We start from the raw sequence: 9646 nt of genomic DNA, 5'->3' as shown, positions 1-9646 counted from the left end.
GGGACGGCCTGCTCAAGGCCGGCCACCATAATGTGACCGTGGTGGAAGAGCTGGTCGGCGTCGCCCGCACGATCGAGCGCCTGTCGCCGGACGTGATCGTGATCGATATCGAAAACCCCAATCGAGACATGCTCGAAAGCCTGTTCGTGCTGTCGCGCACGGTGAAGAAGCCGATCGCGATGTTCGTCGACCGGTCCGATGCCGAGACCATCCACGCCGCGGTGGAGGCCGGGGTTTCGGCCTATGTCGTCGACGGGTTGAAGCAGGAGCGGGTGAAGCCGATCCTCGACATGGCGATCTCCCGTTTCAACGCCTTTTCACGCATGGCGCAGGAGCTTGAGGCGGCGAAGAGCCAGCTCGAAAACCGCAAGGTGGTCGATCGCGCCAAGGCGCTTTTGATGAAATCGCGCGGCATGGACGAGGAAAAGGCCTATGCGCTCCTGAGGCGCACGGCGATGGACCAGAACCGCAAGATTGTCGATGTCGCGCAAAGCCTGATCATGACGTTCGAGATGCTGGAGAAATAGAGATGCAGGACCTTTCAATCGGATTTGTGCCGCTTCTCGACAGCGCCATCGTTCTGGCGGCGGAGGCGAGGGGCTTTTTCGTCGAGGAGGGGCTGAATGTGCGTCTCACGCGGGAGACCTCCTGGAGCGCGATCCGTGACCGGCTGGCGGTCGGCAATCTGCAGGCCGCCCATGTGCTGGCGCCGATGCCGATCGCGGCCAATCTCGGCCTCTTTCCCCTGTCTTCGAAGCTGGTGGCGCCGATCGCCCTTGGCCTCGGCGGCAATGCCGTCACGGTTTCCGCAGCGCTTGGTCGCGCGATGGAGGCGGAGGGCGATGACTGTGATCTCGATCCCGCCAAGGCGGGCGCGGCGTTGAAACGGGTGATTGCGGCGCGGCGGGCCGAGGGGCTTCAGCCGCTCCGCTTCGGCGTCGTCTACGTGTTTTCCGGGCACAATCTGGAACTGCGCTACTGGCTTGCCGCCAATGGCATCGATCCCGACCGGGATATCGAGATCGTCGTGCTGCCGCCGCCCTTCATGCCCGACGCGGTCGAGGCCGGGCGGATCGACGGCTACTGCGCCGGCGAGCCGTGGAACACCATGGCCGCGCGCCGGGGCGTTGGACGTGTCGTCACGGTCAAGGCCAAGATCTGGCGCTCCAGCCCGGAAAAAGTTCTGGCGCTGCCGGCCGACTTTGCCAATGATAACGAAGAGACCGTCGCGGCGCTGCTGCGCGGCCTCTATCGCGCCTCGATATGGGCGGCAGAGCCGGAAAACCACCCGGAACTGGCGGCGATCCTGTCCGAGCCGGGCCACCTCAATGTCGACCGGGCCATGCTCGAGCCACTGCTCTCTGGAACGCTGGCGATCAGCGAAACGACGGAAAGAACGGTCGAGGATTTCTTCCTGACCTCGGCCAAGGCGGCGACCTTTCCCTGGCAGAGCCATGCGCTCTGGTTCTACAGCCAGATCGTGCGCTGGGGACTTTGCGATCACTCGGCCGAAAATGCCGAGATCGCAAAAATGAGCTACCGGCCAGATATCTATCGCAAGGCGTTGCAGCCGCTCAGCACGCCGCTGCCGGGCGCAAGCCTGAAGGTGGAAGGTGCGCTCAAGGTGCCGACCCCGGTCGGCGCCAGCGCCGGCGGGCTCGTTCTCGGTCCGGACGGTTTCTTCGATGGCCGGACCTTCGACCCCGATCAGGTCGGCGCCTATATCGAACAGCAGAAGGCGGCTGTCTGAGTCCGTATTTTGTGCGCCTTTCGGGTGCATTTGCATAAATTTTAGTCTGTTTTTCAGTCTATACATTTTTTATGCAAAAATCCGCCGATGCCGCTTGTCTGATGCGACATTGTGTGTTTCCATAAGTCTCAAGAATTCGGCGCCCAATGGAGGGTGCCAGGCAACGCCGCCAACGCAATCGAGCCTTAACCGGCCCGAGGACCGTTAGGCGGCTTTTTTGTTTTTCCGACATGACCATCCAACTGGAGAACGCCATGCGCCATTTCCTTTGCACCGCCACCATGCTCTGTTCGCTGACATTCGCGGCCGCCGCCGCCCATGCCGAAATGCTGTTTCCGGAAAAGGATGAACTGACCATCGGCTTCATCAAGCTGACCGACATGGCGCCGCTGGCGATTGCCAAGGAGATGCATTACTTCGAGGATGAGGGGCTTTACGTCACGCTCGAGGCGCAGGCGAACTGGAAGGTGCTGCTCGACCGGGTGATCACCGGAGAGCTTGACGGCGCGCATATGCTGGCCGGCCAGCCGCTGGCGGCCACCATCGGCTACGGCACCAAGGCGGATATCGTGACGCCGTTCTCGATGGACCTGAACGGCAACGCCATCACCGTTTCGAACGCGGTCTGGGACCAGATGAAGGAAAATATTCCTGTCGGCCCGGACGGCAGGCCGGAGCATCCGATCAAGGCCGATGCGCTGAAGCCGGTGATCGAGGCCTACAGCGCCGAGGGCAAGCCCTTCAAGATGGGCATGGTCTTCCCGGTCTCCACCCATAACTACGAACTGCGCTACTGGCTGGCGGCCGGCGGCATCAATCCCGGTTATTATTCGCCGAGCGACGTTTCCGGCCAGATCCAGGCCGACGCGCTTCTGTCCGTCACCCCGCCGCCGCAGATGCCGGCGACGATGGAGGCCGGAACGATCGACGGTTACTGTGTCGGCGAGCCGTGGAACCAGGCCGCGGTGTTCAAGGGCATCGGCGTCCCCGTCGTCACCGACTACGATATCTGGAAGAACAATCCGGAAAAGGTGTTCGGCCTGACGAAGGAATTCACCGAGAAATACCCGCAGACGACCATTGCGCTGACCAAGGCGCTGATCCGCGCCGCCATCTGGCTCGACGAAAACGACAACGCCAATCGCGAGGAGGCCGTCAAGATCCTGTCGCGGCCGGAATATGTCGGCGCGGATGCCGAGGTGATCGCCAATTCGATGACCGGCACCTTCGAATATGAAAAGGGCGACGAGCGCCCGGCGGCGGACTTCAACGTCTTCTTCCGCCACTTCGCCACCTATCCCTATTATTCCGACGCCGTCTGGTATCTCACCCAGATGCGCCGCTGGGGCCAGATCGCCGAGCCGAAGGATGACGGCTGGTATGCCGATGTCGCAAGTGACGTCTACCGCCCGGATATCTATCTGGAGGCCGCCCGGCTGCTAATCGAGGAGGGTCATGCCACGGAAGACGACTTCCCGTTCGACACCGACGGCTACAAGCCCGCCACCGGCGATTTCATCGATGGCGTCACCTATGACGGACGCCATCCGAACGCCTATCTCGAAAGCTTCCCGATCGGCCTGAAGGGTGACGAGATTGTCGATGGCAACACGATTGCCGGTCGCTGAGCGCTGCTGAAACCTGGACATATCGGAAGGTAGAGACCTCATGACGATCGCGACAGACATGATCGATCCCGAGATTGCGGTGCGGCGTGAACGGCGTATCGCCCGGATCAATCGGGCGGGCAAGGTGCTCGCGCCCTTCGGCCTCGGCTTCATCGTACCGCTTCTGAAGCTGGCCGCCGGCGATACGCCGTCCGAACAATGGGCGGACCTGAAACAGATGCTGCTCGTGCCGCTCATCGGCATCCTGGCGTTTTTGGCGGCCTGGGCGTTCCTGGCGCCGAAGGTCCAGACGTCGCTCGGCGCAATCCCCGGCCCGGCGGCGGTCTTCCAGCAGGCCGAGGTGCTGATCGACGATCATTTCGCCGAGCGGCAGAAGGCAAGCGCCTTCTATCAGCGCCAGGACGAACGCAACCAGGCGCTGATTGCCGAGGGCTATGCCGACCGCGTGAAGGTGCGGCCTTATACCGGCAAGCCGACCTATCTCGACCAGATCCTGACCTCGCTTATGACGGTCGCGCTCGGCTTTTTCATTGGCACGCTGATTGCCGTTCCGGTCGGCATTGCCTGCGGCCTGTCGAAAACCTTCGAGGGCGCGATCAATCCGCTGATCCAACTGTTCAAACCGGTCTCGCCGCTTGCCTGGCTGCCGATCGTGACCATGGTCGTCGCCGCCCTTTACCAGAACCAGAATGATCTCCTGCCGAAATCCATGGTGATCTCCGCGGTCACGGTGACGCTCTGTTCCATCTGGCCGACGATCATCAATACAGCACTCGGCGTTGCCTCGATCGACCGCGATCTGGTCAATGTCGGCAAGGTCTTGCAGCTCTCCACCTGGACGACGATCCGCAAACTCGTCCTTCCGTCCTCGCTGCCGTTGATCTTCACCGGCATGCGGCTTTCGCTCGGCGTTGGCTGGATGGTGCTGATCGCCGCGGAAATGCTGGCGCAGAACCCCGGCCTCGGCAAGTTCGTCTGGGACGAGTTCCAGAACGGTTCGTCGGATTCGCTTGCCCGCATCATCGTCGCGGTGATCACCATCGGCCTGATCGGCTTCTTCCTCGACCGGGTGATGTTCGCGCTGCAGACCGCCTTCACCTATTCGGCAAACCGGTAAGGAGGCCATGATGACGACCATTCTTCAGCTGAAAGGCGTCAGCAAGGGGTTCGGCGAGGGCGCGAAGCGCAATGCCGTGCTCGCCGATATCTCGCTCGATGTCGAAGAAGGCGAGTTCATCGCGATCCTCGGTTTTTCCGGCGCCGGCAAGACGACCCTGATGTCGATGCTCGCCGGTCTCGCAAAGCCGGACAGCGGCGAAATCCTGTTTCGCGGCGCGGCGATCGAAGGACCGTCGCCCAAGCGCGGCATCGTGTTCCAGAACTACGCGCTGATGCCCTGGCTTTCGGTGGAGGCCAATGTGCGGCTCGCCGTTGACGCCGTGCATCGGGACAAGCCGGCGAAAGAACGGGCAGCGCTGGTGAATGCCTATGTCTCCATGGTCGGCCTGGATCACGCGCGCGACCGCAGGCCGGCGGAACTGTCCGGCGGCATGCGCCAGCGCGTCTCGGTCGCCCGCGCGCTTGCCATGCAGCCCGACCTGCTGCTGCTCGACGAGCCGCTCTCCGCGCTCGACGCGCTGACCCGCGCCAAGCTGCAGGATGAGCTCGCCGATATCTCGCAAAAGGAGAAGAAGACCATCGTCCTGGTGACCAACGATGTCGACGAGGCCCTTCTTCTGGCGGACCGGATCGTGCCGCTGATGCCGGGCCCCAACGCCACTTTCGGTCCCTCCTTCGATGTGAATATTGCCAGGCCGCGCGAGCGCGCCGCGATGAATTCCGATCCGGATTTCATCCGGCTGCGCTCGGCTGTCACCGAATATCTGATGGATGCGGGCCTCGGCGCGAAGCCGGAAACGAGCCGTGTCGAAGTGCTTCCCAATGTCGTCCCGATTTCGATTAAGTCGACCTCGAAACCGCTGCCTGCCGTCTACAGGGAGAAGGCGCAGTCGGCGATCGAGACGGGCTATGTCGAGTTTTCCAACGTCACCAAGATCTATCCGACGCCCAAGGGGCCGCTGACCGTCGTCGACGGCTTCGATCTGAAGATGAAGAAGGGCGAGTTTATTTCCATCATCGGCCATTCCGGCTGCGGAAAATCGACGGTGCTGTCGATGGCGGCGGGCCTCAACCCGATCAATGCCGGGGGCATTATTCTCGATGGCCGCGAGATTTCCGGCGCCGGGCCGGATCGCGCCGTGGTGTTTCAGGCTCCCTCGCTGATGCCCTGGCTGACGGCGCGCGAGAATGTCGCCCTCGGCGTTGACCGGGTCTATCCGAAGGCAAGCCCTGCCGAGCGCCGCGATATCGTCGAATATTATCTCGAGCGCGTCGGGCTTGGCGATGCCATGCACCGGCCGGCGGCCGACATGTCGAACGGCATGCGCCAGCGGGTCGGCATTGCCCGCGCCTTCGCGCTGTCGCCCAAGCTGCTGCTGCTCGATGAACCTTTCGGCATGCTCGACAGCCTGACGCGCTGGGAGCTGCAGGAGGTGCTGATGGAGGTCTGGTCGCGTACCAAGGTGACCGCCATCTGCGTGACCCATGATGTCGATGAGGCCATTCTCCTGGCCGACCGGGTTGTGATGATGTCGAACGGACCAAATGCCCGCATCGGCAACATCATGGAGGTCGATCTGCCGCGCCCGCGCTCTCGGAAAGCGCTGCTCGATCATCCCGATTACTACGCCTACCGCGAGGAACTTCTGGAGTTTCTCGAAGCCTATGAGGGCGGGGCGGAACCGGCCGAGGAACAGCTCGCCGCCATCAGGCAGAAGCGCGACCAGCGCATCAGCCGGCAGACCTGGAACAAACGCGTCGCAGCGGAGTAGAAAACATGGCCCAGAAACTCGTCATCATCGGAAACGGCATGGCCCCCGGCCGCATGCTCGAAGAGCTGTTCGAGCGCGCGCCCGGCCTCTACGAGGTCACCATCTTCAACGCCGAACCCCGGGTGAATTACGACCGCATCATGCTGTCGCCGGTGCTTTCCGGTGAAAAGACCTATGAAGACATTATCATCCATGGCGATGACTGGTATGAAGCCCATGGCGTGACGCTGCATCGCGGCGCGAAGGTCGCGAAGATCGACCGGGAGGCGAAAACCGTGACCGCCGAAAACGGCGTGACGGCCTCCTATGACCGGTTGGTGATCGCCACCGGCTCCTCGCCCTTCATCATTCCCGTGCCCGGCCACGATCTGCCGGGCGTGCTCGCCTATCGCGATCTGGATGACGTGGATCGCATGCTGAAGATTGCCGAGGGCCTGGGCCATGCGGTGGTCATCGGCGGCGGGCTGTTGGGCCTTGAAGCGGCCTACGGGCTGAAGCAGCGCGGCATGAGCGTCACAGTGCTGCACCTCATGGACACCATCATGGAGCGCCAGCTCGATCCGGCAGCCGCCTATCTTTTGGAAAAGGCGCTGGACGAGCGCGGCATCGAGATCATCACCAAGGCCAATACCAAACAGATTCTCGGGAGTGGCAAAGTTGAAGGCGTTGAGCTGGAAGACGGCCGCATCATCTCCGCCGATATGGTGGTGATGGCGGTCGGCATCCGCCCGGCGGCGGGGCTTGCCAAGGATGCGGGGCTTGCGGTCAATCGCGGCATCGTTGTCGATGACGGCATGGCGACCTCGGACCCGTCGATCTTCGCGCTCGGCGAGTGCGCCGAACATCGTGGCACCTGCTACGGGCTGGTCGCGCCGCTGTATGAAAGTGCTTCCGTGCTGGCCGAGCGGCTTGCCGGCGGTGCGGCGGAATACAAGGGCTCGCATGTCAACACCAAGCTGAAGGTCACCGGCATCAAGCTGTTTTCGGCCGGCGATTTCGCCGAGGGACCGGATCGTGAGGAAGTGGTGCTGCGCGATGCCACGCGCGGCGTCTACAAGCGCGTGATCCTGCAGGATAACCGCGTGATCGGCGCCGTGCTTTACGGCGATACCGCCGATGGCGCCTGGTATTTCGACATGCTGAAGCGCGGAACCGATGTCTCGGAAATGCGCGAGACGCTGATCTACGGCCAGGCCTATCAGGGCGGCGCTGCGGCCGATCCGGCGGCGGCCGTCGCGGCGCTTCCGGATGACGCGGAAATCTGCGGCTGCAACGGTATCTGCAAGGGCAAGATCGTCACCGCGATCAAGGACAAGGCGCTGACATCGCTCGACGATGTCCGCGCCCATACCAAGGCCTCGGCGTCGTGCGGCACCTGCACCGGGCTGGTCGAGCAGCTGATGGCGCTGACGCTGGGCGATGCCTATAACCCCGCCGCCGTCCAGCCGGTCTGCGGCTGCACCGATCTCGGCCATGACGATGTCCGCCGCCTGATCCGCGCCAAGGGCCTGAAGACCATTCCCGCCGTGATGCAGGAGCTTGAATGGAAGACCTCATGCGGCTGCGCCAAATGCCGCCCGGCGCTCAACTATTACCTCGTCTGCGACTGGCCCGGCGAATATGCCGATGATTATCAGTCGCGCTTCATCAATGAGCGCGTTCACGCCAATATCCAGAAGGACGGCACCTATTCGGTGGTGCCGCGCATGTGGGGCGGGGTGACGTCTTCGAAGGAGCTGCGCGCGATCGCCGATGTGGTCGACAAATACGAGATCCCGACCGTCAAATGCACCGGCGGGCAGCGCATCGACATGCTGGGCGTGAAGAAGGAGGACCTGCCGGCGGTCTGGGCCGATCTCGGCAAGGCGGGCTTCGTTTCCGGCCAGGCCTATGCCAAGGGCCTGCGCACGGTGAAGACCTGCGTCGGCAGCGACTGGTGCCGCTTCGGCACGCAGGATTCCACCGGCCTTGGTATAAGGCTCGAAAAGTTCATGTGGGGCTCGTGGACGCCGGCCAAGCTGAAGCTCGCCGTTTCGGGGTGTCCGCGCAACTGCGCGGAGGCGACCTGCAAGGATATCGGCGTGATCTGTGTCGATAGCGGCTTCGAAATTCATTTCGCCGGTGCCGCCGGGCTCGAAATCCGGGGCACGGAAGTGCTCGGCATGGTCAAGACCGAGGACGAGGCGCTGGAGCATATCGTGGCGCTCACCCAGATGTACCGCGAGCAGGGCCGCTATCTGGAGCGCATCTACAAATGGGCAAAACGCATCGGCTATGACGAGGTCCGCGCCCAGATCATGGACGATGCGGACAAGCGCAAGGCCTATTTCGACCGCTTCGTCGAAAGTCAGAAATATGCCCAGGTCGACCCGTGGTCGGAGCGCGTCTCCGGCAAGGACAAGCACGAATTCAAGCCGATGGCCGTGGTCGGGCAGACCGAGCCGGCGGAGTGAGGAGCCCATCATGAGCAACGATTTCATTGCCATCGGCCGTATTGAAGATATTCCTAGGCGCGGCGCGCGCTGCGTGAATACGGCCTTCGGGCGCATCGCGGTGTTCCGCACCGCGGAAGACGAGGTTTTCGCCATCGATGATCGTTGCCCGCACAAGGGCGGACCGCTTTCAGAGGGTATTGTGCACGGAAAGGCGGTGACCTGTCCGCTGCATAATTTCGTGATCTCTCTGGATACCGGTGTGGCGCTGGGCGCGGACGAAGGGGAGGTGCAGACCTATCCGGTGCGGGTGGAGAACGGCAAACTCTCGATTGCCCTTTCCGCTCTGCCGCTGGCGGCCGAATAGGGGAGCGGATCATGGCGTCCGGACGCACAAAAACACCCGCCCGAATGGAGGACCTAGCCGTTCTGCCGCTATTCTTCCGGTTGAAGGGCAGGGCGGTTCTGGTCGCGGGTGCCAGCGAAGCGGCTGCCTGGAAGGCGGAACTCCTGGCGGCGGCCGGGGCTGATGTGACGGTGTGCCTCGGCGGCGAGACCGCCTGCGACGAATTGCTGGCGCTGGAGGCCGTTGGCAGGATCGGCCTTGCGACGGAAGGTTGGCAGGCGGCGGCATGGCGCGATCTGTGCCTGGCGCTGGGCGATTGTGAGAGCGACGCGGAGGCGGCAGCCTTTGCCGCCCGCGCGAAAGCCGAGGGCGTGCCCTGCAATGTGATCGACAAGCCGGATTATTGTAGCTTCCAGTTCGGCTCGATCGTCAACCGCTCGCCGGTGGTTGTCGGCATTTCCACCGACGGCGCGGCCCCCATTCTCGGCCAGGCGATCCGCCGGCGGATCGAGACGCTCCTGCCCAAATCTCTGAAAGGCTGGGCCGGACTTGCGGCCGGTTTGCGCGACGGGGTGAATGCCAGACTGAAGCCGGGCGGC

The 9646-nt window shown here is 63.0% G+C and carries 8 protein-coding genes; all 8 read left to right on the top strand.

Annotation, left to right across the window (positions count from 1 at the left end; genetic code table 11):
• Positions 1-527, top strand: a 527-nt coding sequence (locus B4E36_RS11100; protein ID WP_345900342.1) for an ANTAR domain-containing response regulator, incomplete at its 5' end; no start/stop codon positions are given.
• Between the two features lie 2 nt (positions 528-529).
• On the top strand, positions 530-1750 hold the full coding sequence (locus tag B4E36_RS11095; protein ID WP_345900341.1) for a CmpA/NrtA family ABC transporter substrate-binding protein: 1221 nt from the start codon (positions 530-532) through the stop codon (positions 1748-1750).
• Between the two features lie 254 nt (positions 1751-2004).
• Complete coding sequence (locus tag B4E36_RS11090; RefSeq protein ID WP_292052045.1) at positions 2005-3378, top strand: CmpA/NrtA family ABC transporter substrate-binding protein; 1374 nt, start codon at positions 2005-2007, stop codon at positions 3376-3378.
• A 40-nt stretch (positions 3379-3418) separates the two neighbouring features.
• The gene (locus B4E36_RS11085; protein WP_292052048.1) at positions 3419-4495 is read left to right on the top strand and encodes an ABC transporter permease; all 1077 of its coding nucleotides are present in this window, start codon (positions 3419-3421) and stop codon (positions 4493-4495) included.
• A 7-nt stretch (positions 4496-4502) separates the two neighbouring features.
• Entirely contained in the window at positions 4503-6269 is a 1767-nt protein-coding gene (locus B4E36_RS11080; protein ID WP_292052050.1) for a nitrate ABC transporter ATP-binding protein, read from the top strand.
• 5 nt (positions 6270-6274) lie between these two features.
• Positions 6275-8722: a nitrite reductase large subunit NirB gene (nirB, locus tag B4E36_RS11075; RefSeq protein ID WP_292052052.1), complete on the top strand. Its 2448-nt coding sequence runs from the start codon at positions 6275-6277 to the stop codon at positions 8720-8722.
• 10 nt (positions 8723-8732) lie between these two features.
• The gene (gene nirD, locus B4E36_RS11070) at positions 8733-9068 is read left to right on the top strand and encodes a nitrite reductase small subunit NirD (protein WP_292052054.1); all 336 of its coding nucleotides are present in this window, start codon (positions 8733-8735) and stop codon (positions 9066-9068) included.
• A gap of 11 nt (positions 9069-9079) precedes the next feature.
• The coding region (locus B4E36_RS11065; protein WP_345900340.1) for an NAD(P)-dependent oxidoreductase at positions 9080-9646 on the top strand (567 nt) is incomplete at its 3' end.

This window comes from Martelella sp. UBA3392 (genome assembly GCF_002358775.1).
Classification (GTDB): Bacteria; Pseudomonadota; Alphaproteobacteria; order Rhizobiales; family Rhizobiaceae; genus Martelella; species Martelella mediterranea.
Note: the sequence above shows the minus strand (reverse complement) of the source record. Positions and strands in the feature narration are given on the sequence as shown.

What these genes read in the sequence shown, in the direction of transcription:
- B4E36_RS11085 (WP_292052048.1), top strand. Translation starts at nt 3,419, where the DNA reads ATGACGATCGCGACAGACATGATCGATCCCGAGATTGCGGTGCGGCGT.
- B4E36_RS11080 (WP_292052050.1), top strand. Translation starts at nt 4,503, where the DNA reads ATGATGACGACCATTCTTCAGCTGAAAGGCGTCAGCAAGGGGTTCGGC.
- nirB (WP_292052052.1), top strand. Translation starts at nt 6,275, where the DNA reads ATGGCCCAGAAACTCGTCATCATCGGAAACGGCATGGCCCCCGGCCGC.
- B4E36_RS11090 (WP_292052045.1), top strand. Translation starts at nt 2,005, where the DNA reads ATGCGCCATTTCCTTTGCACCGCCACCATGCTCTGTTCGCTGACATTC.
- B4E36_RS11095 (WP_345900341.1), top strand. Translation starts at nt 530, where the DNA reads ATGCAGGACCTTTCAATCGGATTTGTGCCGCTTCTCGACAGCGCCATC.
- nirD (WP_292052054.1), top strand. Translation starts at nt 8,733, where the DNA reads ATGAGCAACGATTTCATTGCCATCGGCCGTATTGAAGATATTCCTAGG.